The sequence below is a fragment of the Enterobacter sp. MGH 24 genome (genome assembly GCF_000493015.1).
Lineage (GTDB): Bacteria > Pseudomonadota > Gammaproteobacteria > Enterobacterales > Enterobacteriaceae > Enterobacter.
Genome location: NZ_KI535657.1, coordinates 3,152,900 through 3,177,919, shown reverse-complemented (window position 1 = coordinate 3,177,919; position 25,020 = coordinate 3,152,900). Strand labels below are relative to the sequence as shown.

21 protein-coding genes and 2 tRNA genes are annotated in these 25,020 nt (G+C 57.0%); 10 read left to right on the top strand and 13 right to left on the bottom strand.

Annotation, left to right across the window (positions count from 1 at the left end; all coding sequences use genetic code 11):
* Nucleotides 1-10: 10 nt before the first annotated feature.
* The 4 genes from L370_RS07030 to ghrA all read right to left on the bottom strand — a co-directional run bounded on the left by L370_RS07030 (nucleotide 11) and on the right by ghrA (nucleotide 2,926).
* The gene (locus L370_RS07030; protein WP_072163868.1) at nucleotides 11-493 is read right to left on the bottom strand and encodes a DUF1097 domain-containing protein; all 483 of its coding nucleotides are present in this window, start codon (nucleotides 491-493) and stop codon (nucleotides 11-13) included.
* A 96-nt stretch (nucleotides 494-589) separates the two neighbouring features.
* Nucleotides 590-1,144, bottom strand: a complete 555-nt coding sequence (locus L370_RS07035; protein WP_023335233.1) for a TorD/DmsD family molecular chaperone — start codon at nucleotides 1,142-1,144, stop codon at nucleotides 590-592.
* 21 nt (nucleotides 1,145-1,165) lie between these two features.
* Nucleotides 1,166-1,903: a phosphatase gene (locus tag L370_RS07040; RefSeq protein WP_023335232.1), complete on the bottom strand. Its 738-nt coding sequence runs from the start codon at nucleotides 1,901-1,903 to the stop codon at nucleotides 1,166-1,168.
* Between the two features lie 84 nt (nucleotides 1,904-1,987).
* Entirely contained in the window at nucleotides 1,988-2,926 is a 939-nt protein-coding gene (gene ghrA / locus L370_RS07045; protein WP_023335231.1) for a glyoxylate/hydroxypyruvate reductase GhrA, read from the bottom strand.
* Nucleotides 2,927-3,158: 232 nt separating this feature from the next.
* On the opposite strand from ghrA, the gene L370_RS07050 reads away from it, so the two are divergent.
* A tRNA-Ser gene (locus L370_RS07050) sits at nucleotides 3,159-3,246 on the top strand.
* Between the two features lie 679 nt (nucleotides 3,247-3,925).
* Here L370_RS07050 and L370_RS07055 read toward each other — a convergent pair.
* On the bottom strand, nucleotides 3,926-4,831 hold the full coding sequence (locus L370_RS07055) for a LysR family transcriptional regulator (protein WP_023335230.1): 906 nt from the start codon (nucleotides 4,829-4,831) through the stop codon (nucleotides 3,926-3,928).
* A gap of 109 nt (nucleotides 4,832-4,940) precedes the next feature.
* Here L370_RS07055 and L370_RS07060 point away from each other — a divergent pair, with 109 nt between their 5' ends.
* From L370_RS07060 to L370_RS07070, 3 genes are all read left to right on the top strand, one after another.
* Nucleotides 4,941-5,801 (top strand): pirin family protein, encoded by an 861-nt coding sequence (locus L370_RS07060; protein WP_023335229.1) that lies wholly within the window; start codon nucleotides 4,941-4,943, stop codon nucleotides 5,799-5,801.
* 20 nt (nucleotides 5,802-5,821) lie between these two features.
* Nucleotides 5,822-6,499 carry an isochorismatase family protein gene (locus tag L370_RS07065; RefSeq protein ID WP_023335228.1) on the top strand — a complete coding sequence of 226 codons (678 nt, stop codon included), beginning with the start codon at nucleotides 5,822-5,824 and terminating at the stop codon, nucleotides 6,497-6,499.
* Between the two features lie 147 nt (nucleotides 6,500-6,646).
* Nucleotides 6,647-6,734 (top strand) — tRNA-Ser (locus L370_RS07070).
* 238 nt (nucleotides 6,735-6,972) lie between these two features.
* Here the strand turns inward: L370_RS07070 and L370_RS07075 are convergent.
* The 5 genes from L370_RS07075 to efeU all read right to left on the bottom strand — a co-directional run bounded on the left by L370_RS07075 (nucleotide 6,973) and on the right by efeU (nucleotide 13,453).
* Entirely contained in the window at nucleotides 6,973-8,478 is a 1,506-nt protein-coding gene (locus L370_RS07075; protein ID WP_023335227.1) for an alanine/glycine:cation symporter family protein, read from the bottom strand.
* A gap of 392 nt (nucleotides 8,479-8,870) precedes the next feature.
* Complete coding sequence (gene phoH, locus L370_RS0122030) at nucleotides 8,871-9,662, bottom strand: phosphate starvation-inducible protein PhoH (protein WP_029740192.1); 792 nt, start codon at nucleotides 9,660-9,662, stop codon at nucleotides 8,871-8,873.
* Between the two features lie 500 nt (nucleotides 9,663-10,162).
* Nucleotides 10,163-11,446, bottom strand: a complete 1,284-nt coding sequence (gene efeB, locus L370_RS07080) for an iron uptake transporter deferrochelatase/peroxidase subunit (RefSeq protein ID WP_023335225.1) — start codon at nucleotides 11,444-11,446, stop codon at nucleotides 10,163-10,165.
* Nucleotides 11,447-11,451: 5 nt separating this feature from the next.
* On the bottom strand, nucleotides 11,452-12,579 hold the full coding sequence (gene efeO / locus L370_RS07085; protein ID WP_023335224.1) for an iron uptake system protein EfeO: 1,128 nt from the start codon (nucleotides 12,577-12,579) through the stop codon (nucleotides 11,452-11,454).
* Between the two features lie 40 nt (nucleotides 12,580-12,619).
* Complete coding sequence (gene efeU, locus L370_RS07090; protein WP_023335223.1) at nucleotides 12,620-13,453, bottom strand: iron uptake transporter permease EfeU; 834 nt, start codon at nucleotides 13,451-13,453, stop codon at nucleotides 12,620-12,622.
* Nucleotides 13,454-13,704: 251 nt separating this feature from the next.
* On the opposite strand from efeU, the gene L370_RS07095 reads away from it, so the two are divergent.
* Entirely contained in the window at nucleotides 13,705-14,889 is a 1,185-nt protein-coding gene (locus L370_RS07095) for a NupC/NupG family nucleoside CNT transporter (RefSeq protein WP_023335222.1), read from the top strand.
* Between the two features lie 72 nt (nucleotides 14,890-14,961).
* On the opposite strand, the gene L370_RS07100 is transcribed toward L370_RS07095, so the two are convergent.
* The gene (locus L370_RS07100) at nucleotides 14,962-15,375 is read right to left on the bottom strand and encodes a DUF3574 domain-containing protein (protein WP_023335221.1); all 414 of its coding nucleotides are present in this window, start codon (nucleotides 15,373-15,375) and stop codon (nucleotides 14,962-14,964) included.
* Between the two features lie 115 nt (nucleotides 15,376-15,490).
* Complete coding sequence (gene putP, locus L370_RS07105) at nucleotides 15,491-16,999, bottom strand: sodium/proline symporter PutP (RefSeq protein ID WP_023335220.1); 1,509 nt, start codon at nucleotides 16,997-16,999, stop codon at nucleotides 15,491-15,493.
* A gap of 422 nt (nucleotides 17,000-17,421) precedes the next feature.
* Between putP and putA the strand changes: the two genes are divergently transcribed.
* A complete protein-coding gene (putA, locus tag L370_RS07110; RefSeq protein WP_023335219.1) occupies nucleotides 17,422-21,384 on the top strand; it encodes a trifunctional transcriptional regulator/proline dehydrogenase/L-glutamate gamma-semialdehyde dehydrogenase in 3,963 nt (1,320 codons plus the stop codon).
* A gap of 101 nt (nucleotides 21,385-21,485) precedes the next feature.
* On the top strand, nucleotides 21,486-21,878 hold the full coding sequence (locus tag L370_RS07115; protein WP_023335218.1) for a lysozyme inhibitor LprI family protein: 393 nt from the start codon (nucleotides 21,486-21,488) through the stop codon (nucleotides 21,876-21,878).
* A 73-nt stretch (nucleotides 21,879-21,951) separates the two neighbouring features.
* Here L370_RS07115 and rutR read toward each other — a convergent pair whose 3' ends face one another.
* Nucleotides 21,952-22,590 carry an HTH-type transcriptional regulator RutR gene (rutR, locus tag L370_RS07120; RefSeq protein WP_023335217.1) on the bottom strand — a complete coding sequence of 213 codons (639 nt, stop codon included), beginning with the start codon at nucleotides 22,588-22,590 and terminating at the stop codon, nucleotides 21,952-21,954.
* A gap of 245 nt (nucleotides 22,591-22,835) precedes the next feature.
* Between rutR and rutA the strand changes: the two genes are divergently transcribed.
* The 3 genes from rutA to rutC are packed head-to-tail and all read left to right on the top strand — an operon-like array spanning nucleotide 22,836 to nucleotide 25,014.
* Complete coding sequence (rutA, locus tag L370_RS07125; protein ID WP_023335216.1) at nucleotides 22,836-23,927, top strand: pyrimidine utilization protein A; 1,092 nt, start codon at nucleotides 22,836-22,838, stop codon at nucleotides 23,925-23,927.
* Complete coding sequence (gene rutB, locus L370_RS07130; RefSeq protein ID WP_023335215.1) at nucleotides 23,927-24,616, top strand: pyrimidine utilization protein B; 690 nt, start codon at nucleotides 23,927-23,929, stop codon at nucleotides 24,614-24,616. Before rutA ends, rutB begins: the two co-directional genes overlap by 1 nt.
* A gap of 11 nt (nucleotides 24,617-24,627) precedes the next feature.
* Nucleotides 24,628-25,014 carry a pyrimidine utilization protein C gene (rutC, locus tag L370_RS07135; protein ID WP_010429508.1) on the top strand — a complete coding sequence of 129 codons (387 nt, stop codon included), beginning with the start codon at nucleotides 24,628-24,630 and terminating at the stop codon, nucleotides 25,012-25,014.
* Nucleotides 25,015-25,020: the final 6 nt, after the last annotated feature.

Sequence of the window (25,020 nt, the reverse complement as noted above, 5' to 3'; positions counted from 1 at the left end):
TCGCCTTTTTTTATTCACTCACCGCAGTAATGTTTTGCGCTTTTTCCCGCCGGGACGCCAGCCAAAGACCGCTGTTTTTCATGGCATAGCCAAACAGCAACCCCAGCGCCAGTGAGGGGACCACCAGCTTCCAGTCACCCAGCCCTGCAAAGGTCGCGCACGCCCCCATAAAGGTTCCGGGAACAAATGAAAGCAGCAGATGCTTAGCCTGGATGCACATTAAAAAGGCGACGACACCCGTCATCACGTATCCCAGTATTTCCAGATGTGGCGCCAGCGCGCTGCCTTTCATGATCACCAGCGCCCAGATAACACCGCTCATCAACGTGCAGCCAGAGATAAAGAGCCCTTTGACTCCCCCCTGCGGGCAGGCGAAATAGGCGGTGCAGCCGAGGAACCCGGCCCAGCTGAGCAATCCGAGAGACACGGCCACCCATCCCCAGAGTCCGGAGAGAATACCTGTCGTAATTGCGATACAAAGTAATATGTTCATGGCGCGCATCTTAGCAGAAGCGCACCATAGAAATGAGATCAGCAGCACATTACGTGCAAGTTGGAATGTTGAGTTGCAGAATTTATGTGATCTAAATCACCCTCCGTTCTCTTCTTCCAGCTCATCCCACATTGCCGCGATAGCGTCGCGGGTCAGCGGGGCCAGCGTTCTCCAGAATGGCGAGGTGGCATGCGCTTCAACTTTACCCAGGAATGTTCCGACCCACGGCAGCAGGTACGTTTCGAACAGGGTTTCGATAGCTTCGTTCTCATCATCACCGGCGTTGTCTTCGATCCAGGACGCCGCCAGCAGCAGCGTACCGATATGATCGGCTGGCGTATCGCTCAGCGGCATACCGCGCGAAGAGAGGAAAGCACGGACTTCTGCTTCCGTTGCCCCGTCCTGCCAGGCTGAACGGTATGGCGAAACGCGGCATTCATCGCCGACAAACAGCGCATTGTAGTCCGTCGCAATCTGCTGCATGTCGCAGCTTTTTTGCAGACGTTCCAGTAAATCATCCTGTTCCAGCGGCCAGTTCTGCGCCAGTTTACCTTCACGGATTAACGTAAAAAGTGGAACCAACAGCGGGTCTTGCGGCTGGCGATAGTAGAGCGTACCCAGCACGCGACAAAGGATGGAAAACTCGTTCATTTTTATAATTCCATTACACAATTAAAGATCGGCAAATTCGGCAATCGGCTCCATTCCGCGCGACTCGAGGAAATCGAGCATGCGGCGTGGGGTCACGTTCAGGATTTGCGCTTCCGGGAAGTTAACATCATTCAGCACTTTCAGGCACTCGCTGAAATCACCCAGCGTAAACGCGGTATGAGAGTCTGAGCCCAGCGCCACCATGCCACCCGCATCACGCACGGCGGCCGCCACTTCGCGACAGTTGGCTTCACTGCCCTTACGCGAGTGAACAAAGGAGGAGTTATTGATCTCCAGCGCCACGCGGTGCTTCGCCGCCGCCTGCGCGACAGCCTGAATATCAATCGGGTACTTCGGGTTACCCGGGTGACTAATAATATGCACGTTGCCGCTGGCAATGGTGGCAATCATCGCCGCGGTGTTGGTGTCTTTATCCTGAGGCGGGAAAACCGGTTCGTGGAAACCGGCGAGAATCAGGTCAAGAGACGTCAGCATCGGGCCGGTGCAGTCGATCTCACCGTCGACATTTTTGATGTTCGCCTCAATGCCGCGCAGTATCCCAATGCCGTCCACCAGACGTGGCCAGATCCGCATATTCACAAAATGCCAGTAGTGCGGCGCATCCGCCATGTCCGGGCCATGATCGGTGATCGCGAACAGCTTAATACCTTTAAGCTTCGCCTGGGCGATATAATCATGGAGGTTGCTATACGCGTGGGTGCTGGCGACGGTGTGCATATGCAGGTCAACGGGATACATCTCTCTCTCCTCTGCGGTTTTTCCAAAGGATAGCAGTTATCAGCGGCGAATATTAGCAAAAACCCGGCGAACGCCGGGTTTCTCTCAGTAGCCGCGCTGTCTGTCGACCTGTCCGGTGACCGCGTTACCCTTTTCTATTTCGCTGATGGTATGGGATATATATGCCACCGCTTCTGCCGGACGCGTCACAGCAGCCACGTGCGGGGTCATCGCCACGCGAGGGTGCGACCACAGCGGGCTTTCCGCGGGCAGCGGCTCACGGCTGTAAACGTCCAGCATAGCGCCTTTTAGCTTGCCGCTGTCCAGCGCCTTAAGCAGATCGCCTTCCACGACATGGACCCCGCGCGCCAGGTTCATTAAATAGCTCTGCTCGGCTAACTGGTTCAGGAGAGTACTATTGATAATGCCCACCGTTTCGGCGGTATTCGGCAGCAGGTTGATAAGCACGCGAGTCCCTTTCAGGAACGCAGGAAGCTCATCCGTTCCGGCAAAACTCTCGACGCCCGGATAATCCTTACGGCTGCGGCTCCAGCAGCGCAGCGGGAAGCCCCACGCAGCGAGTGCTTCTGCCACTTTTGAGCCGAGCACACCCGCGCCGAGGATCCCAACGGTAAAATCTTCATGTCGATAATCCGGGAGCGGCTCCCAGTGGGATTGCTGTTTAAAGGCCTGATAATCGTCGAAGCGGCGGAACCAGTGCAGCACCTGGCTCACGGCATACTCCTGCATCTGCTGGCCCATTCCCGTATCTTCGAGACGGAACAGCGGAATATTTTCAGGCAGCATTTCTGGGTGCGCTTTCAGTTTACTGAGGATCGAATCAACGCCCGCCCCCAGCGCGAAAACTGCCTTCAGTTTGCGCCCCTGCAGCATCTCAACCGGCGGGTGCCAGACCAGCGCATAGTCGGCATGTTCATTATCGCCACGCTTCCACTCGCGTACGCGTGCGCCGGGCAGCGCCGCCGAAAGTGCGTCAATCCAGTAAGCGGTATCAAATGTAGGGTGATAGAAGAGAATATCCATGGTCATTCCTGCCTCTTATTGCGCTGTTTTGTTTTCGTTTTCAAGTGGATTGCCAGCATAACAAATTTATCAGGAAACCGCGTTGCTGATAAAAGAGGCGCTTTGTGCACATTTAGGAGTCAGGTTGCTTGAAGTTTGTCTAAACGCGCTAAATTACTGAAAAAGTGAGTTGACGGCAGTTCGGCTTTTCCTTACATTAGCGCCCGTCCCGGCAACAACGGGATGACAATATGGTGAGGTGTCCGAGTGGCTGAAGGAGCACGCCTGGAAAGTGTGTATACGGCAACGTATCGGGGGTTCGAATCCCCCCCTCACCGCCATATTTAAGATGAGAGCTCGTACGAAAGTACGGGCTTTTTTCTTTTATATTCTCCGAAAAGGGGGGATGAGAACCCCCGACCGGGGTTCGACAACTGGCGACAGCCAGTTGGACAGACTGAGAGCGCAGCGAACAGGCTGCCCGCAGGGCGAGCGAAGCGAGTCAATCCCCCCCGGTGCTATATGCAGCTCGGTGCGGCCTGAGCCCCTCACCCTGCCCCTCTCCCACAGGGCTGAGGGATCCCCACAAAATAATGCGAGCAGAGAACAATCCCCTCGCCCCTCCGGGGAGAGGGTTAGGGTGAGGGGAATATACGGCTATAGTGGTCATTCCGTTCACTTTATGTTCCTTGCTGCTTTGTAACGACATGACCGGTGAACGTGCCAGGGTGGCTCAATCGCCACCACCCTGGCAACCCGGGCTCCCGGCGGTAAATCGCCGCTTCGCGGTGCCTTCGGCTTATTCCTTCCGGCTTATCGGGTACGGGCGGAGGTAACATCCCTGTAAAGCCCGCCCTCTCGGCGCATCCATGCGCCTCGCCCCGGCCTGCAGGAAACACCTCAGCGATTTACAGCCGGACCAGGGTATCGCTGTAAGTTATTCATTTTCCTGATGCAACTTAGGTCGCTTCCAGTTTAAAAATTACTGGGGATTCCTCAGCCCACAGGGAGAGGGAAGTATTATTCTTCCACCATCTTCGCATACTCTTCGGTCAGAAAATCCACCAGCGTCCTGACGGATGGCAGCAAACCTCGTCTGGAAGGATAAACCGCGTGAATCACTTCCCGCCGGGGTTCCCACGCGTCCAGCACCCGCAACAGTTCACCTGACGCAAGCTGATCCTTCACCATCAAGATCGGCAACTGCACTACGCCGATGCCTGCCATGGCCGCTTCACGAAGCGCCAGCATATCGGTGGTGATCAATCGAGGGTGGTAATGGATCTCCGCTTTTGCGCCTCCGGGACCGGACAGCTCCCACTTATGAATATGTTTCCCCTCGTTCATGCTTAACCCGGGCCAGGCACTGAGTTCAGACGGGACGACGGGTTCTCCCATGCATTGAATCAAGGCCGGACCTGCGACCAGACAATGCCCCCTGTCAGCCAGCACCCTTAGCACCAGGTCGCTGTCATCAAATGGACGCGGGCGTACGCGGATCGCGATATCTACCCCCTCGCCCACCAGATCTACCCGCCGGTTGGTCGCCTCAAGCTGAAGGTTGATGCCGGGGTAGCGCGCCATAAATCTTGCCAGCATCGGGCCCACGTGGACATGCAATAAGGTTATCGGACACGTGATCCTGACGATACCGCGCGGTTCAGCCTGCAGTGCCGCAACGGCTTCCTCGGCGGCCTCGGCCTCCACCATCATCGCTTTACAGTGCTGATAGAAAGTCTGCCCAACTTCGGTCACCGTAAACTGTCGGGTTGTTCGGTGGATGAGCCGCACGCCCAGGCGTTCCTCGAGCTGCGCTATCCGGCGGCTTAGCCTGGACTTTGGCAGGTCAAGCGCCCTTCCCGCCGCCGCAAAACCACTGTAGTCCACCACCTTCACAAACCAGACGAAGTCATTGAGATCCTGCATAAATCCTCATCGTTCTATTTTCAGAACAGTGAATGCTATTTTCACTATCTACCGGGATATTAACTCTGAATATAAGCTAATTACATCAACAGAACATCAGGAGTTAATCATGAAAAACGTAACAGGCGTTTATACCGCTCCGCGTCAGCACTGGGTTGGCGATGGTTTCCCGGTCCGTTCAATGTTTTCTTACCAAACCCACGGCGAGCCGCTGAGTCCGTTCCTGCTGCTGGACTACGCGGGTCCGTACACCTTTCCGGCAGATGGGGCGAAACGCGGCGTAGGCCAGCACCCTCACCGGGGTTTTGAAACAGTCACCATCGTCTATTCCGGTGAAGTGGAGCACCGCGACTCCACGGGTAAAGGCGGTGTTATTGGCCCCGGCGACGTGCAGTGGATGACCGCAGGTGCAGGCATCCTGCACGAGGAGTTCCACTCCAGTGCGTTCTCGCAGAAAGGCGGAGAACTGAAAATGATGCAGCTCTGGGTCAACCTGCCAGCCAAAGACAAGATGGCGGCACCGGGCTACCAGAGCATTACCAAAAGCGACATCCCGACTGTGGCGCTACCGGACAACAGCGGAACGGTACGGGTTATCGCCGGACGCTACAGCGATATTACCGGCCCGGCGCACACCTTCTCACCGCTCAACGTCTGGGACATCGCGCTGAACCAGGGAAGCCATCTGACGCTCAATCAGCCCGAAGGCTGGAGCACCGCGCTGGTCGTGCTTGAAGGCAACATCACGGTAAACGGTGCAACGCAGGCAGGTGAAGCCCAGCTGGTCGTACTGAGTCAGGAAGGCGACAAACTTCACCTGGAGGCGAACAGCGATGCAAAAGTGCTGCTGATGGCCGGCGAGCCGCTGAATGAACCCATCGTGGGCTATGGCCCGTTTGTGATGAACAGTAAAAGCGAAATCAACGAAGCCATTCGTGATTTTAACTCTGGCCGCTTCGGCCAGATCTAAACGTAATAAAGGAGAAGAAGATGTCTACACCTGCAAATTTTAACGGCACTCGTCCGGTTATTGATGTGAACGATGCGGTGATGTTGCTTATCGATCACCAGAGCGGCCTGTTCCAGACCGTTGGGGATATGCCCATGCCGGAACTGCGTGCCCGTGCGGCAGCGCTCGCAAAGATCGCTACGCTGGCGAAGATCCCGGTGATCACCACCGCGTCCGTGCCACAGGGACCGAACGGACCGCTTATCCCCGAGATCCACGCCAACGCGCCGCATGCGCAATATGTTGCCCGTAAAGGCGAGATCAACGCCTGGGATAATCCGGAGTTTGTTGCGGCGGTGAAAGCGACCGGACGCAAGACGCTGATTATCGCGGGCACTATCACCAGCGTCTGCATGGCCTTCCCGTCAATCAGCGCGGTGGCGGACGGCTATAAAGTGTTTGCGGTGATTGATGCCTCCGGTACCTACAGCAAAATGGCGCAGGAGATCACCCTGGCGCGGGTTGTGCAGGCCGGTGTCGTGCCAATGGATACCGCGGCGGTGGCCTCTGAGATCCAGCGAACCTGGAACCGTGAGGACGCAGCCGAGTGGGCTGAGGTGTATACCCACATCTTCCCGGCTTACCAGCTGTTGATCGAAAGCTACGGCAAAGCACAGGAAGTGGTTAAAAACAGTGAAGTGCTCGATTCACATCGTTAATCCCCTGCTACACGGCATAAAAACCGTGGGGCTGATTAATGCTTAACCGAACAGGCACTAAAGCTGAAAATCTGCTTGACCGTGTTAGCGCAACTCCCTATAGTAGCGCCCCGTTGCCCCCCAAGCGGTCAGGCAGCAAAACAATATGGTGAGGTGTCCGAGTGGCTGAAGGAGCACGCCTGGAAAGTGTGTATACGGCAACGTATCGGGGGTTCGAATCCCCCCCTCACCGCCATATTTAAGATGAGAGCTCGTACGAAAGTACGGGCTTTTTTCTTTTATATTCTCCGAAAAGGGGGGATGAGAACCCCCGACCGGGGTTCGACAACTGGCGACAGCCAGTTGGACAGACTGAGAGCGCAGCGAACAGGCTGCCCGTAGGGCGAGCGAAGCGAGTCAATCCCCCCCGGTACGGACTGAGCCGCCTCACAAAAAAAAGCCCGAACTAATGCCCGGGCTTTTTTTTCTATTCCTCAGCTATTCAACTTTGCTGCCGGCTGCTTTCTTTCAAGCGATGAAACCTGCTCAGGCTGAACACCATCTTCATCCTTACGCGCATCAAGCCAGTAATCCGCATTTTTAATCCCCAGCCGAATCGGATCGAACTGTGGGTCCAGCCCCTGCGCATTCTGGATTTCATAATCCTTAAGGCTGGCAAACGCTTTTTTATGCAACAGAACAATGGCAATAATGTTGAGCCATGCCATCAGCCCTACCCCGATATCCCCCAGCCCCCATGCCAGATCCGCGGTGCGAACCGTACCATATACCGTGGAGGCCATCAGACATAGCTTGAGCAGGAAGGTCAGCCATGGACGGTGAATTTTACGGTTAATGAAGGCGATATTGGTTTCGGCAATATAGTAGTAGGCAATAATGGTAGTGAAGGCAAAGAAGAACAGCGCAATGGCAACAAAGTAATTACCAAAGCCCGGCATCATACTTTCCATCGCCGTCTGCACATAGCCAGGACCCGCGGCCACGCCTGCAATCCCCGTATACAGCGCTGCGCCGTCGACGCCCTGGACGTTATACAGCCCGGTGATCAGCAGCATAAATCCGGTCGCGGAGCAGACAAACAGCGTGTCGATGTAGACCGAGAACGCCTGAACCAGCCCCTGCTTCACCGGGTGGCTTACCGCCGCTGCAGATGATGCATGCGGCCCGGTCCCCTGCGCGGCCTCGTTGGAATAGACGCCGCGCTTAACGCCCCACATGATGGCCTGACCCAGGATGGCACCGAAACCTGCTTCAAGGCCGAACGCACTTTTCCAGATCAGCAGAATAACCGAAGGGAGCTGGTTAATATTAATGGCGATAATCACACAGGCGACAATAATATAACCTAGCGCCATAAATGGAACGACCATGCTGCTAAAGCTGGCGATCCTTTTCACGCCGCCGAAAATAATAAAACTTAACAGCACAGCAAGTAATGCCGCCGTAACGTTCGGGCTCAGACCAAAAGCAATATCCAGGCTTGCCCCAATAGAGTTTGCCTGCACGCCCGGAAGTAATAATCCGCAGGAGAAAATAGTCACAATAGCAAATAGCCATGCGTACCACTTAACGCCTAAACCTTTTTCAATATAAAAGGCTGGACCACCGCGATATTCGCCGTTAATTTTTTCTTTATAAACTTGTCCCAGGGTGGATTCGACAAATGCGGAGCTGGCACCTAAAAAAGCGACTATCCACATCCAGAAAAGCGCGCCCGGACCGCCAAAGGTAATTGCCGTGGCCACACCGGCGATATTTCCTGTCCCCACGCGGCCTGCCAGCGTCATCGTCAGCGCCTGAAACGACGATACGCCTGCATCGGTAGGACGCCCCTGGAACATCAGGGTAATCATATGTTTGATATGGCGTAATTGCAGGAAGCGACTACGCAGCGAGAAATAGAGGCCGACACCCAGACATAAAAATATTAACGCAGGGCTCCAGATTACACCATTAATAGCACCAACCAGTTCGTTCATGTATGACCCTCAGCGTGATGTTTCAGGGAAAAGGCTCCCCTGTTGTGTTTCTTCTTAGAATTTTGTTCGAACAAGTACGAAACATAGATAACTCACCTGAAGACACCAACTTAATTTTTACTTCGTAGTAATGTTCTGTGACAACATTCACGTTTAATTTTTAACTAACAATTAGCGCGCTCATTATATTCACAGGTATTTTGTGGGTATTATCACCTCACATCACACTTCTGCAAAAAACAATAAAACACCCGCCCGCTTAATAATCGACATTATTAATTCAGCAACTCGGTGTTTAAATAAGGGGAGTTTCAGCGGAGTATAAACAACGCTTCCCGGCATTACGCCGGGAAGAAATTACAGGAAAGAGGCAAAACGATAATACTTTACCTTTAGTCGGAATAGACCTGCAGCGTGCGCTGACAGAGCGCTGAACGCACACAGTCCTCTTTGGTGAAGCGTACCACCCCAATCATCTCATCTTCCTCAAAACGTGACATGGCGTCGCTCAGCCCGGATTTCACGCCGGATGGCAGGTCACACTGGGTAATATCGCCGTTAACGATAACCGTCACGTTCTCCCCGAGGCGCGTTAAAAACATCTTCATTTGCGCAGCGGTCACGTTCTGAGCCTCGTCAAGAATGACGACCGCATTTTCAAATGTACGTCCGCGCATATAAGCGAACGGCGCGATTTCCACCTTGCCAATCTCTGGCCGCAGGCAGTACTGCATAAAGGATGCACCCAGTCGCTTCACCAGCACGTCATAGACGGGCCTGAAGTACGGAGCAAACTTCTCCGAAATATCTCCGGGCAGGAAGCCGAGATCTTCATCAGCCTGCAGTACCGGACGGGTAACAATGATTCTCTCCACGTCCTTATGGATCAGCGCTTCCGCCGCTTTGGCCGCACTAATCCAGGTTTTCCCGCATCCGGCTTCACCGGTTGCAAAGATGAGCTGTTTACTCTCGATAGCATTCAGGTAGTGCGCCTGAGCCTCATTGCGCGCCACAATTGGAGAATTATCACGGCTGTCTCGGGCCATGCCAATTGCTTCTACGCCACTCATCTGCACAAGCGAGGTGACCGATTCTTCTTCACGCTGTTTATGGCTACGTGAATCCCGTCTCAGCACACGTTTTGCTTCGCGACGAGCTTTGATCACTGCTTTTTGTCTTCCCATGGATAGCACCTTGAGTTGTTGGTATTCATCACACGCGCCAGCTTCGGCACGATTATGCGCACGAACATCAGAGGGTTGGCTTCCTTGTAAGCCATTGCTTGCTTTATCGGATGACGATACGGAACAGCTACGCGCACCGTTCTGCACGTCGGTCGAATCAGATTCTTGAGGAAGGGGGGAGTATTTAGTGGTGAGGAAATCGCTGCCGGAGTCTGAGCCTCCGCGCCGGGTGCTGCGGTTGTTATGTTTACCTTGTCCAGTACAGGACGCAACCATTCGCGATCTCCATTGTGATTCAGCATCACTGCCGGGAACTACCGCTGTCTTATCTTAAGTACATCAGGAGTTATCATAAATGCAACATTTATTTTACCTGAATGCAACTTTTAAGACTGTCCCTACAGGTGGAATCAGTCTCATATAGAAATATTACAGAAATATAACAGGAGGATAGTCATATGAAAAAATAATGTCCCCGCGAACGGTTGCGGGGACAATTATCAGGCTTCAATAAGACCCTGAGCGAGATACGCGTTCCGATCGCGCACGCCCGGCAGGGCAAAGAAATAGCCGCCGCCGATGGGCTTAATGTACTCTTCCAGCGCTTCGCCGTTGAGCCGCTTCTGCACGGTCAGGAAGCCTTTTTCCAGATCGTGCTGATAACAGACGAACAGCAGCCCCATGTCGAGCTGGCCGGCGTTGGTCACGCCCAGCGAATAGCTGTAGCCCCGACGCATCATCAGGCTCGACTGCGTCTCTTTGGTGCGCGGATTGGCCAGACGGATGTGGCTGTCCAGCGCGATGGTATCGCCATTGGGATCGCTGGCGTAGTCGGGCACGTCATGCTCGTTCTTCATGCCGAGCGGCGCGCCGCTTTGCTTATCGCGACCAAAGATGGTCTGCTGCTCTTTGAGCGGCGTGCGGTCCCAGAACTCCACGTGGAACTGAATGATCCGCACCGCCTGATAGCTTCCGCCTACCGCCCATGCCGGTTCACCCTGATCGGCAGTGACCCACACCACCTCTTTCATCAGTGCAGCATCGCTGCTGTCAGGGTTGGCGGTACCGTCCTTAAAGCCCAGCAGGTTCACAGGGGTCTCTTTCCCTTTGCTGCGGGCGGCGTGGTCCGAGATAAACCCTTCCCGCTTCCAGCGCACGCTCAGCAGATCCGGCGTGTGCTTGATGATATCGCGCAGGGCGTGGATCACCGTGTCCTGGGTATTGGCACAAATCTGCAGAAGCAGGTCGCCATGACAGAGCGCCGCGTCCAGGGAGTCATTCGGGAAACGCGTCATTTTCTGCAGCGCTTTCGGCTTCTGTTTTGCCAGCCCATAGCGCGCATCAAACAGCGTTTCACCGAGCGAAACGGTAATGGTCAGGTTATCCGGGGCGATAAACGGCCCCAGAATGCCGGAGTCCATTGGCGGCAGGCGCGGGTTCGGCGTATCGGGCGCCGGTCCGCCGGCGGTGAGAAACGCGATGCGCGTCGTCAGCAGGCGGAACAGGCGCTCCAGATCGGCTTTATCGCTGGCCAGCGAATCAAAGGCCACCAGCATCATGGACGCCTGCTGCGGCGTCAGGATGCCCGACTGATGCTCGCCATAAAACGGCTGCGTCTCCATGCGGACATTGGGTGACAGCGTGCCGGGCGCGCTTTGCGGTTTCGCCGCATGCGCTACCGGACAGCCACCGGCCAGCGCAAGGGCGCCCCCCAGCGCCCCCACCCCTTTTAACAATCGGCGACGTGAAGGCTCAACCACGTCGTTCTCGCTATGCTTATTCATCGTGCTTAGTCCAGACCCAGTACGCCGCGCAGCAGAGAGAGATCTTCCGCCAGGGCGGTAATCGGACCTTTCAGCGCGTTACGGTCGGCATCGGTCAGCTTGTCGTAGGTTTCAAACCCGTCTTTGGTACGGTACTTCGCCAGAATGGTGTCGACTTTTTTGAAGTTGGCATCCACCTTGGCCAGCAGTTCGCCGTTCTCTTTCTGCAGCTGAGGACGCAGCAGGTTAACAATTTTCTGCGCGCCGTCGACGTTGGCCTGGAAGTCCCACAGGTCGGTATGGCTGTAGCGATCTTCTTCGCCGCTGATTTTGCTCGCGGCCACTTCTTCAATCAGGCCGGCCGCGCCGCCCACCACTTTTGACGGCGGGAAGGCCAGCTCGCTGATGCGCTTTTGCAGCTCCAGCACGTCGCCGTTCAGCTGTTCCGCATATTTCTCCATCCCTTTGGTAGAGTTGTCGCCAAACAGGGCTTTCTCCAGACGGTGGAAACCGGTGAATTTCGGATCGGCGGCCTTCTGCTCGAAATCATCTTCGCGGGCATCAATGCTGCCATCAAGGTCAGAGAACAGCTCGGCAATCGGCTCGATGCGCTCGTAGTGCTGACGGGTTGGCGCATACAAGGATTTCGCTTTTTCGATGTCACCGGCCTTCACCGCATCGGTGAAAGCTTTGGTTGCCGCCGCCAGGTCCGCCGTCTCTTTCGTGACATAGGCCTTATACGCGGTAATGGCATCACCCAGGCTCAGCACCGCAGCGCCTTTCGCCGCATCGGCCGTCGCTTCACCTTTGACGATAAGCTTCCCTTTAGGGTTGGTCAGCAGGCCGCAGGTCATCTCATACTCGCCCGGCTGCAGGTTGGCGGTCATCTTCTGGCTGAAGCCAGGGGCGATATTTTCACGCTCCTCCACCACCAGAACGCCTTTCAGGATCTCCCACTCCAGAGCCTTCTGGCTGTGGTTCTGAATAATGAACTGGGTTTTGCCACTGTTCACCGTGAGGGTCATCGGCTCACACTGCTTGTCATTGACGGTCACTTTAACCTGAGGAACATCCGCGCCCCAGGCGGAGAATGCAGAAGCGAACAGCGCGGCAATGCCTGCGCATAACGCACTACGACGGAACTGAATTGCCATGACTCTTCCCTTTAAAAGTATGTTGTAACTAAAACAAAAATTATGGCGTAACGCGTGACGCCTGCGTGCCGGTACGCGGCGGCATAGCGAACAGCACCAGCGCCGGAACCAGATAAATAAAGTACATAGCCACTTCGCTGACGCTCGGCGTTTCCTGATAGCCGAAGATACCTTCGAGCAGGGTGCCGGTCAGAGAATGGGTGGAGAGCACGTTGCTGAGGTCGAACGCCACGTCCTGGAAGTGGTTCCACAGGCCCGCCTCGTGGAAGGCGCGTATCGCCCCTGCTGCCAGCCCTGCCGCCACCAGCAGAATAAACAGGCTGGTCCACTTGAAGAAGGCGCCCAGGTTAAGGCGAATACCGCCCCAGTAGAGCAGGAAACCAAGCACCACGGCCGTAGCAAGACCCAGCACGGCTCCCAGCGGTGGCCAGATGCCCACGTCCTGCTGAAACGCCGCCAGCAGGAAGAAAACGGACTCCAGGCCTTCACGCGCGACGGCAAAAAAGACCATCATGATCAGCGCCCAGCCGTGGTTATTGCCCTTTTGCAGCGCGTTATCCACCGCCTGCTCCAGCTGCACCTTCACGTTACGGGAGACTTTACGCATCCAGAACACCATCCAGGTGAGGATCACCACCGCAATTACGGCGACGATCCCTTCAAACAGCTCCTGCTCTTTCTGCGGGAACTCCCCGGTGGTTTCGTTGATGAGGATACCGAGGCCCAGACAGAGTGCCGCGGCAAGGAAAACCCCGATCCACATGACGCCAATCCAGCGTCCGCGCTGGGTTCGTTTCAGATAACTGGCGATGAGGCTCACGATGAGGGCAGCTTCAAGCCCTTCACGTAACATAATGAGAAATGGAACAAACATGCCGACACCTTAAATGTTTATCGCGGTCAACTGATGCAAAGAAAGGTAAATTCTTGTGATAGTGATTATCATTACGGCGAAAAGAAACACAAGCGAAATGTGTGGTGTTTTGATGACGAGTTGTAAACGCCCAGCCTGGTAATAGTCACATACGTAACGTTCAAGTTTATAAGTTATAACGAAAATGCCCATTTACGGTTAACCAGCGCTGTGGCTAAATATCCGCCTCAAACACCTGGTGAAAATTAATTATGTTTAAAATTGTCCATTTCCTGCTGGCACTGGTCATTATTCTTGCGCTTGCCTGGCTGGTGAGTTTCGACCGCCGAAAAATTCGCATTCGTTTTGTTTTACAGCTGATTGTCATAGAAATTGCCCTGGCGTTCTTTTTCCTGCACGCCGAAAGCGGGTTATTCCTGATTAAATACGTCTCGGGATTTTTTGAGTCACTGCTTAAATTTGCCGGTGAAGGCACCAATTTCGTCTTTGGCGGAATGGGGGAAAAAGGGCTGGCCTTCATTTTCCTCGGCGTACTGTGCCCGATTATTTTTATTTCCGCGCTGATTGGTATTCTTCAGCACTGGCGGATCCTGCCGATTTTTATTCGGGTCATCGGCACGCTGCTGTCAAAACTGAACGGCATGGGCAAGCTGGAATCCTTTAACGCGGTGAGTTCGCTGATCCTCGGCCAGTCGGAAAACTTCATTGCCTACAAAGGCGTGCTGGGCGATCTCTCCTCGCGTCGTCTGTTCACCATGGCGGCCACGGCAATGTCGACGGTCTCCCTGTCGATTGTCGGTGCCTATATGACCATGCTCGACGCCAAATTTGTCGTCGCGGCGCTGATTCTGAACATGTTCAGCACCTTTATTATTCTCTCGGTCATCAACCCAGCGCGCCCGGAAGCGGAGCCGGATATCCGGCTTGAAAAACTGCATGAATCGCAGAGCTTCTTCGAAATGCTCGGCGAGTATATTCTGGCCGGGTTTAAGGTGGCGATGATTATTCTGGCCATGCTGATTGGCTTTATCGCCCTTATTAGTGCCATTAACGCCCTCTTCTCCAGCGTATTTGGCATGAGCTTCCAGCAGATCCTGGGCTATGTATTTTATCCCCTGGCGTGGCTGGTGGGTATTCCGCTGAGCGATGCCTTAAACGCGGGCAGCATTATGGCAACCAAGCTGGTGGCGAATGAATTTGTGGCGATGATTGAGCTGCAAAAAATTGCCCATCAGATGTCCCCGCGCGGGCTGGGCATTTTATCCGTCTTCCTGGTGTCGTTCGCGAACTTCGCCTCCATCGGTATCGTCGCCGGGGCGATTAAGGGCCTGAACGAGCAGCAGGGGAACGTGGTGTCGCGCTTCGGCCTGCGTCTGGTGTACGGCGCGACGCTGGTGAGCCTGCTGTCGGCGAGCTTTGCGGGGCTGGTGTTGTAAGTATTTTTGCCGGGTGGCGCGCAGCGATCCCGGCCTACAAAACAACAACGGCGGGTTATCCCGCCGTTTTTATTAGAACTGCACGCACACCGGCTGATCGACGCGCATCACCGACTCCTGCGCGAAGCGAGATTTATAAATCCCGCGCAACGCTTCGATGTTCTTCTCGCTCTGCGCATCTTTACCGTGGATCAGCATCAGCGCTTTGCTGGGTTCACGCGCCACTTTCCCGTCGTTCCCCAGCCACTGGCCGCGCGCGTCAAATACCGTCAAGCCATCGCGGAAACGCGGCGTCACGTCCTGATCAACAAACTGCTGCCATTCGTTGCTGGTGATCTGCGCCCCGGCAGGACGATTTAAGCCGAAATAGAGCGTGGTTTGCTGCATCTGGTTATCCGCTTTGCAGGTCGCCGCGTGCTGCGATGGCACCGTGCAGCCAGCGAGCATCAATAGTGCCGCCGCCATTAACCCTGTTTTGATTGTCATGCTTCGCTATCCTCATTGTTATAAGTGCAGCGATATCAACGTAATTCTGGAAAATTTGCAAGAAAAAGCCGGGTGGCGCTAACGCTTACCCGGCCTACGGTGTTACGTGAGAAAATTATTCCGGCTGCAGCTTAGACGGCGGCGCGGAGTGGTAGTGCGCGTCGGCTTCAGCAAAGCGTTTCTGCATGGAGGCAGACGGGGCTTTACCCAGCAGGCTGAACACCACGATGCCGATGCTGCCGAAGATGAAGCCAGGGATGATTTCGTACAGGCCCAGCCAGGCGAACTGTTTCCAGACGATAACGGTCACCGCACCGATGATCATCCCCGCCAGCGCGCCGTTACGGGTCATACGTGACCACATGACGGAGAACAGCACGACCGGACCAAACGCCGCACCGAAGCCCGCCCACGCGTAGCTCACCAGGCCCAGCACGCGGTTATCAGGGTTAGCCGCCAGCGCGATGGCAATCAGCGCCACCACCAGCACCATAAAGCGCCCTACCCACACCAGCTCTTTCTGGCTCGCGTTTTTACGCAGGAAGGCTTTGTAGAGGTCTTCGGTGATCGCACTGGAGCAGACCAGCAGCTGGCAGCTCAGGGTGGACATTACCGCCGCCAGGATCGCAGAGAGCAGGATACCAGCAATCCACGGGTTAAACAGAATCTGCGCCAGCTCGATGAACACGCGCTCGGCGTTCTGGTTGACCGCGCCCGCCTGCGCCGGGTTGTTGTTGAAGTACGCGATACCGAAGAAGCCGACCGCACACGCACCCGCCAGACAGAGGATCATCCACGTCATGCTGATGCGACGGGCATGAACGATGGTGTGGTGAGAATCCGCCGCCATGAAGCGCGCCAGAATATGCGGCTGACCGAAGTAGCCCAGACCCCAGCCCATCAGGGAGACGATGGCCACGAAGTTCAGCCCTTTCAGCATGTCGACGTTTTCGATGCTCTTCTGCTTGATCACTTCCAGCGATTCGCCAAAGCCGCCAACGGTGAAAATCACAATCACCGGCGTCAGGATCAGGGCGAAGATCATCAGGCTCGCCTGCACGGTGTCGGTCCAGCTTACGGCCAGGAAGCCGCCCACGAAGGTATAGAGGATGGTCGCCGCCGCACCGGCCCACAGGGCGGTTTCGTAGCTCATGCCGAAGGTGCTTTCGAACAGACGCGCACCGGCCACGATGCCGGAGGCGCAGTAGATGGTGAAGAACAGCAGGATAACCACCGCGGAGATAATGCGCAGAATGCGGCTGTTATCTTCAAAGCGTCCGGTGAAGTAGTCGGGCAGCGTCAGGGCGTTATTGTTGGCCTCGGTATGCACGCGCAGACGGCCTGCCACCAGCTTCCAGTTGATCCACGCGCCGACGGTCAGACCGATGGCGATCCAGCTTTCAGATATACCGGAGATGAAAATCGCGCCCGGCAGCCCCATCAGCAGCCAGCCGCTCATGTCGGATGCGCCCGCAGAGAGTGCGGTCACCATCGGGCCTAAACTGCGTCCGCCCAGAATGTAGTCGTCAAAGTTCTTTGTTGAACGCCATGCCAAAAACCCTATCAGGATCATGCCAAATATATAAACGAGAAATGTCACCAGCATCGGTGTGCTAATAGCCATTCAAATTCTCCAAAATGTCGAGCGACAACCATCCGGGCTGCCTTGTTATATGATCACCGGAACGAGGTGAATGTATCTTGTGTTTCGGTTGGGCGCGCTATCCTGCCGTATGCGCCTTCCGCTGACAAACGATTTAACACTGCATTTACATCAATTTCATCCCCGGTTTGATACGAGTTTCCTATAGGTTGCACTCGCTCACGCTTTTACGGGTTGCACCTTTGAAAAGTGTTAACTTCCGCATAAAAACAGGCCTTCCGCACAAAAGCCAGCGCGTTTTTCCAGCTAACCATTCGTTAACAATCCATTCATTTTCCGGGTTGCAAACCAGGTCACATTTAACACGGTTGCACAAAGTTGCAACATGGGGGATATTTCACGCTATCTACAGAACGCTATTACAGAACAACAGGAGCTTTGGCATGGGTATGACCACCATGGGGGTTAAGCTGGATGACGCCACCCGCGAACGGATTAAGACCGCAGCAACCCGCATTGACCGCACGCCGCACTGGTTAATTAAGCAGGCGATTTTTAACTATCTCGAAAGACTCGAGAGCGATGAAGGTCTGCCGGAGCTGCCTGCCCTGCTGGCCGGCGCAGCGAACGAAAGCGAGGAAGCGCCAGCCGCTGGCGACGAGAACCATCAGCCGTTCCTCGAATTCGCCGAGCAGATCCTGCCGCAGTCCGTCAGCCGTGCCGCCATTACCGGCGCCTACCGCCGCGCCGAAACCGACGCCGTGCCGATGCTGCTGGAGCAGGCTCGCCTGCCGGAAGCCATTGCCGCGCAGGCGCACAGCCTGGCGTATCAATTAGCCGACAAGCTGCGCAACCAGAAAACCGCCACCGGCCGCGCCGGGATGGTTCAGGGTCTGCTGCAGGAGTTTTCCCTCTCCTCTCAGGAAGGCGTGGCGCTGATGTGCCTGGCGGAAGCGCTGCTGCGTATTCCGGATAAAGCCACCCGCGACGCGCTGATCCGCGACAAGATCAGCAACGGCAACTGGCACTCCCATATTGGCCGCAGCCCGTCGCTGTTCGTCAACGCCGCCACCTGGGGCCTGCTGTTTACCGGCAAACTGGTCTCCACCCATAACGAAGCCAACCTCTCCCGCTCCCTGAACCGCATCATCGGCAAGAGCGGCGAGCCGCTGATCCGCAAAGGCGTGGACATGGCGATGCGCCTGATGGGCGAGCAGTTCGTCACCGGGGAAACCATTGCCGAAGCGCTGGCGAACGCCCGCAAGCTGGAAGACAAAGGCTTCCGCTACTCCTACGACATGCTGGGTGAAGCGGCGCTGACCGCCGCCGACGCGCAGGCCTACATGGTCTCTTACCAGCAGGCGATCCACGCCATCGGTAAAGCGTCCAACGGTCGCGGTATTTATGAAGGCCCGGGCATCTCTATTAAGCTCTCCGCCCTGCACCCGCGCTACAGCCGCGCGCAGTACGACCGGGTAATGGAAGAACTCTACCCGCGCCTGAAGTCCCTGACCCTGCTGGCGCGCCAGTATGACATCGGCATCAACATCGACGCCGAAGAGGCCGACCGTCTGGAGATCTCCCTCGATCTACTGGAAAAACTGTGCTTCGAACCGGAGCTGGCGGGCTGGAACGGGATTGGTTTCGTCATCCAGGCCTACCAGAAGCGCTGCCCGTTCGTCATTGATTACCTGATTGACCTGGCAAGCCGCAGCCGCCGTCGCCTGATGATCCGTCTGGTGAAAGGCGCCTACTGGGACAGCGAAATCAAACGCGCCCAGATGGAAGGGCTGGAAGGCTATCCGGTCTATACCCGCAAGGTTTACACCGACGTTTCTTACCTCGCCTGTGCGAAAAAGCTGCTCGGCGTACCGAACCTGATCTATCCGCAGTTCGCCACCCATAACGCCCACACCCTGGCGGCGATCTACAGCCTGGCCGGGCAGAACTACTACCCGGGCCAGTATGAGTTCCAGTGCCTGCACGGCATGGGTGAACCGCTGTACGAGCAGGTCACCGGTAAAGTGGCGGACGGCAAGCTGAACCGCCCGTGCCGTATTTACGCCCCGGTAGGTACGCACGAAACCCTGCTGGCGTACCTGGTGCGTCGTCTGCTGGAAAACGGCGCGAACACATCCTTCGTTAACCGCATCGCCGACACCACCCTGCCGCTGGACGAGCTGGTGGCCGACCCGGTGCAGGCCGTTGAGAAGATGGCGGCGCAGGAAGGCCAGATTGGCCTGCCGCATCCGAAGATTGCCCTGCCGCGCGAGCTGTATGGCGCAGGCCGCGTCAACTCGGCGGGTCTGGATCTCGCCAACGAACATCGTCTGGCGTCGCTCTCCTCTGCCCTGCTCAACAGTGCATTGCAGAAATGGCAGGCCAAACCGATCCTCGAGCAGTCCGTCGAGGACGGCGACATGCAGCCGGTGATCAACCCGGCCGAGCCAAAAGATATCGTCGGCTACGTGCGTGAAGCCACCGAAGCGGAAGTGGATCAGGCCCTGGAGAGCGCGGTGAACAACGCCCCTATCTGGTTTGCCACGCCGCCGCAGGAGCGCGCCGCGATTCTGGAACGCGCCGCCGTGCTGATGGAAGATCAGATGCAACAGCTCATCGGCATTCTGGTGCGCGAAGCGGGTAAAACCTTCAGCAACGCCATCGCCGAAGTGCGCGAGGCCGTGGACTTCCTGCACTACTACGCGGGCCAGGTACGCGATGATTTCGATAACGAAACCCACCGTCCGCTGGGTCCGGTCGTCTGTATCAGCCCGTGGAACTTCCCGCTGGCGATCTTCACCGGCCAGATTGCCGCCGCGCTTGCCGCAGGCAACAGCGTGCTGGCAAAACCGGCAGAGCAGACTCCGCTGATTGCCGCGCAGGGTATCAACATTCTTCTGGAAGCCGGCGTGCCTGCGGGCGTGGTTCAGCTGCTGCCGGGCCGCGGTGAAACCGTCGGCGCCAAGCTGACCTCCGATAACCGCGTGCGCGGCGTGATGTTTACCGGCTCGACCGAAGTGGCGTCTCTGCTGCAGCGCAACATTGCCACCCGTCTGGATGCGCAGGGTCGTCCTACGCCGCTCATCGCAGAAACCGGCGGGATGAACGCCATGATCGTTGACTCCTCCGCGCTCACCGAGCAGGTCGTGGTCGACGTGCTGGCCTCCGCGTTCGACAGCGCCGGTCAGCGCTGTTCCGCCCTGCGCGTGCTGTGCCTGCAGGACGACGTGGCGGACCACACGCTGAAGATGCTGCGCGGCGCGATGGCCGAATGCCGCATGGGCAACCCGGGCCGTCTCACCACCGACATCGGGCCGGTGATCGACGCCGAAGCCAAAGCCAACATTGAAAACCACATTCAGACCATGCGCGCGAAAGGCCGTCCGGTGTTCCAGGCGGTGCGCGAGAACAGCGAAGATGCCCGCGAATGGCGGACCGGCACCTTTGTACCGCCAACGCTGATTGAGCTGGCGAGCTTCGACGAGCTGAAAAAAGAGGTCTTCGGTCCGGTGCTGCACGTGGTGCGCTACAACCGTAACAACCTGAACGAGCTGGTTGAGCAGATTAACGCCTCCGGCTACGGCCTGACGCTCGGCGTGCATACCCGTATCGACGAGACTATCGCGCAGGTCACCGGCAGCGCCAAAGTGGGCAACCTGTACGTTAACCGCAACATGGTTGGCGCGGTCGTGGGCGTGCAGCCGTTCGGCGGCGAAGGCCTTTCCGGCACCGGACCAAAAGCGGGCGGTCCGCTCTACCTGTACCGTCTGCTGGCGAACCGTCCGGAGAACGCCCTGGGCGTCACCCTGGCACGCCAGGATGCGGACTATCCGGTGGATGCGCAGCTGAAAACCGTACTGACGCAGCCGCTGGAGGCGCTGATCGCCTGGGCGGAAAAACGTCCTGAACTGCGTGCCGTTGCTCAGCAGTACGGCGAACTGGCCCAGGCGGGTACGCAGCGTCTGCTGCCGGGTCCTACCGGCGAGCGCAACACCTGGACGCTGATGCCGCGCGAGCGCGTACTGTGCGTAGCCGATAACGAGCAGGACGCGCTGGTGCAGCTGGCTGCCGCGATGGCAACCGGGTGTGAAGTGCTGTGGCCGGAAGATGCGCTGCATCGCGAGCTCGGCAAACAGCTGCCGAAAGCGGTCTCGGCCCGCATTCACTTCGCGAAAGCCGATGCGCTGCTGACGCAGCCGTTTGATGCGGTGATTTATCACGGTGATTCCGACCAGCTGCGCGAACTCTGCGAGCAGGTTGCGGCCCGCAGCGGGCCGATTGTTTCGGTACAGGGCTTCGCCCGTGGGGAAACCAACCTGCTGCTGGAACGCTTGTATGTAGAACGCTCTCTCAGCGTCAATACCGCGGCGGCAGGCGGTAACGCCAGCCTGATGACAATCGGTTAATCGTGTAAACTTTCCCCGGTGGCGCTACGCTTACCGGGGCTACAAAACAACCGTAGGCCGGATAAGCGCAGCGCATCCGGCTTTTTTACGCGGAGGGAATGATGAAAAGAGTATTTCTCGCAGGCGCAGCACTGCTGCTTAGCGCAAGCGCGCTGGCCGACGAGTGCGACAACGCGACCACCCAGCTTGAGCTGAATACCTGTAGCGCGCAGCAGTACCAGGCTGCCGATAAAAAGCTCAATCAGACCTATCAGGCCGCCGTTAAGCGTGCGGCAGCCCCCCAGCGTGACCTGCTGAAAAAAGCGCAGCAGGCGTGGATTACCCTGCGCGACGCGGACTGCGCGTTTATCGGTTCGGGGACGGAAGGCGGGAGCGTCCAGCCAATGATTGTTAACCAGTGCCTGGCGGAAAAAACCGTGGAGCGCGAAGCGTTTCTGGCCTCGCTGATGCAGTGTGAAGAGGGCGACTTAAGCTGCCCTCTCCCGCCGGGCTGAGGGATCCCCACAAAATAATACCTGCACGGACGGCCCCCTCTCCCTTGAGGGAGAGGGCTGGGGTGAGGGGGAACTAGCGCAGGCGGATCCCTTCAATAATCATCCGCTGCACGTTTTCCAGGGTGCTGTGGAAAAACGCCTCGTCCTGGAGCGTTTTACCGGTCACCGCCTCAACCTGGGCCGCAAAATCAGCGTAATGCTGGGTGGAGGCCCAAATCATAAAGATCAGGTGATGCGGATCGACCGGGGCCAGCTTTCCGCTGGCGACCCATCCAGCAATAATGGCCGACTTATCGTCCACCAGCTGCTTTAAATCTCCGGTGAGTTCCGCCTGCAACAGCGGCGCGCCCTGCAGCATCTCAAGACAAAACAGCCTTGATGCCTGCGGGTAATCGCGCGACACCTCCAGCTTCAGACGAATGTACTCTTTGATCGCCACCAGCGGGGCCAGCTCTGCGCGAAACGCTTTCAACGGCGCCAGCCAGATATCGAGGATCTGCTGCATCACCGCGATATAGAGCGCCTCTTTCGACGGGTAATAGTAGAGCAGATTGGTTTTGGATACCCCGGACTGCTCCGCCACCTGCTCCAGGCGCGTGCCGTGAATACCAAACTGCGAAAAGGTCTCCAGCGCCGCGCTGAGGATCGCCTGTTTCTTAGCGCTCACCGCCTGCGAACGTTTACCCGGTGTTTTCACTGCGCCTTGTGCCATTCCCGCTCTCCTTATTCTGCGTTGCCCTCAGCATAGCAAAACCACCGTCTCGCCACGACCTCCTGCACTCCGATCGCGCATGAATGCCTGTTTTCTGTGCAATGTTTTTGACCAGTTAGTCCACATTTAGCCGCATCAATCCACCAACTTCCGATTAACACATTAATAACACTGCCATTTTCAAAACTGGCACCGCCTTTGCAAAAACACCGTTACACCTGCGACGTAATGAAGAGAGGTTCGTGATGAAAATTGGCGTATTTGTACCCATCGGCAACAACGGCTGGCTTATCTCGACCACTGCACCGCAGTACATGCCGACCTTTGAGCTGAATAAAGCCATCGTGCAGAAAGCGGAGCACTACCATTTCGACTTTGCGCTTTCGATGATCAAGCTGCGCGGCTTTGGCGGTAAAACCGAATTCTGGGATCACAACCTGGAGTCCTTCACCCTGATGGCCGGGCTGGCCGCGGTCACCTCGCGTATTCAGATTTACGCGACCGCCGCCACCCTCACCCTGCCCCCGGCGATCGTGGCGCGCATGGCCTCGACCATCGACTCCATCTCCGGCGGGCGCTTTGGCGTCAACCTGGTCACCGGCTGGCAAAAACCCGAGTACGAGCAGATGGGGCTCTGGCCGGGTGACGATTACTTCTCTCGCCGCTACGACTACCTGACCGAATACGTGCAGGTCCTGCGCGATCTGTGGGGCACCGGCAAAAGCGACTTCAAAGGTGACTTCTTCACCATGAACGACTGTCGCGTCAGCCCGCAGCCGTCGGTGCCGATGAAGGTAATTTGCGCCGGGCAGAGCGACGCGGGATTGGAATTTTCCGCCAAATACGCCGACTTCAACTTCTGCTTCGGAAAAGGGGTCAACACGCCTGCCGCCTTCGCCCCGACCGCCGCGCGAATGAAAGAGGCCGCAGACAAAACCGGGCGCGACGTGGGCTCCTACGTGCTGTTTATGGTCATCGCCGACGAGACCGACGACGCCGCGCGCGCGAAATGGGAGCGCTATAAGGACGGCGCCGACGAGGAGGCCCTGAGCTGGCTCACCGAGCAGAGCCAGAAGGATACCCGTTCCGGGGCGGATACCAACGTTCGCCAGATGGCCGACCCGACCTCCGCGGTCAATATCAACATGGGCACACTGGTCGGCTCTTATGCCAGCGTCGCCAGAATGCTCGACGAAGTGGCGGCCGTCCCCGGCGCGGAAGGCGTCCTGCTGACCTTCGATGATTTCCTCACCGGCGTGGAGACCTTCGGCGAGCGCATCCAGCCGCTGATGCAGTGCCGCGCCCACATCCCTGCCGTCACCAAGGAGGTGGCGTAATGACGACCCTCAACGCACGCCCGGAAGCCATCATCTTTGCGCCAGAGCAGAGCGCGCTGATCGTAGTGGATATGCAAAACGCCTACGCCAGCCAGGGCGGCTATCTGGATCTGGCGGGGTTCGACGTCTCCGCCACCCGGCCGGTGATTGAGAACATCAAAACCGCCGTCGCCGCCGCGCGCGCTGCGGGCATGCTCATCATCTGGTTCCAGAACGGCTGGGATGACCAGTACGTCGAGGCCGGCGGCCCCGGCTCGCCCAACTTCCACAAGTCGAACGCCCTGAAAACCATGCGTAAACGGCCCGAACTGCAGGGCAAGCTGCTGGCGAAAGGCGGCTGGGACTATCAGTTGGTGGATGAGCTGGTCCCGCAGGCGGGCGATATCGTCCTGCCCAAACCGCGCTACAGCGGCTTTTTCAATACCCCGCTCGACAGCCTGCTGCGCAGCCGGGGGATTCGCCACCTGGTGTTTACCGGGATCGCCACCAACGTCTGCGTGGAGTCGACCCTGCGCGACGGCTTTTTCCTCGAGTATTTCGGCGTGGTGCTGGAAGACGCGACCCATCAGGCCGGGCCGGATTTCGCCCAGAAAGCGGCTCTGTTCAATATCGAAACCTTTTTTGGCTGGGTCAGTAACGTCAATGATTTCTGCGACGCCCTGAATCCCCCGCTCGCCCGTATCGCCTGAGGAGACACCTGATGCCAAAATCCGTGATTATTCCGCCGGGCACCAGCACGCCCATTGCCCCGTTCGTTCCCGGCACCCTCGCCGACGGCGTGGTGTATGTCTCCGGCACGCTGCCCTTTGATAAAGACAACAACGTGGTGTTTATCAACGACCCAAAGGCGCAAACCCGCCACGTGCTGGAGACGATCAAAACCGTGATCGAAACGGCGGGTGGCACGATGGAGGATGTGACCTTCAACAGCATCTTTATCACCGACTGGAAAAACTACGCCGCGATTAACGAGATTTACGCCGAGTTCTTCCCCGGCGATAAACCGGCGCGGTTCTGCATTCAGTGCGGGCTGGTTAAGCCAGAGGCCTTGGTTGAAATCGCCACCGTTGCGCACATCGCGAAGTGAGGCAGG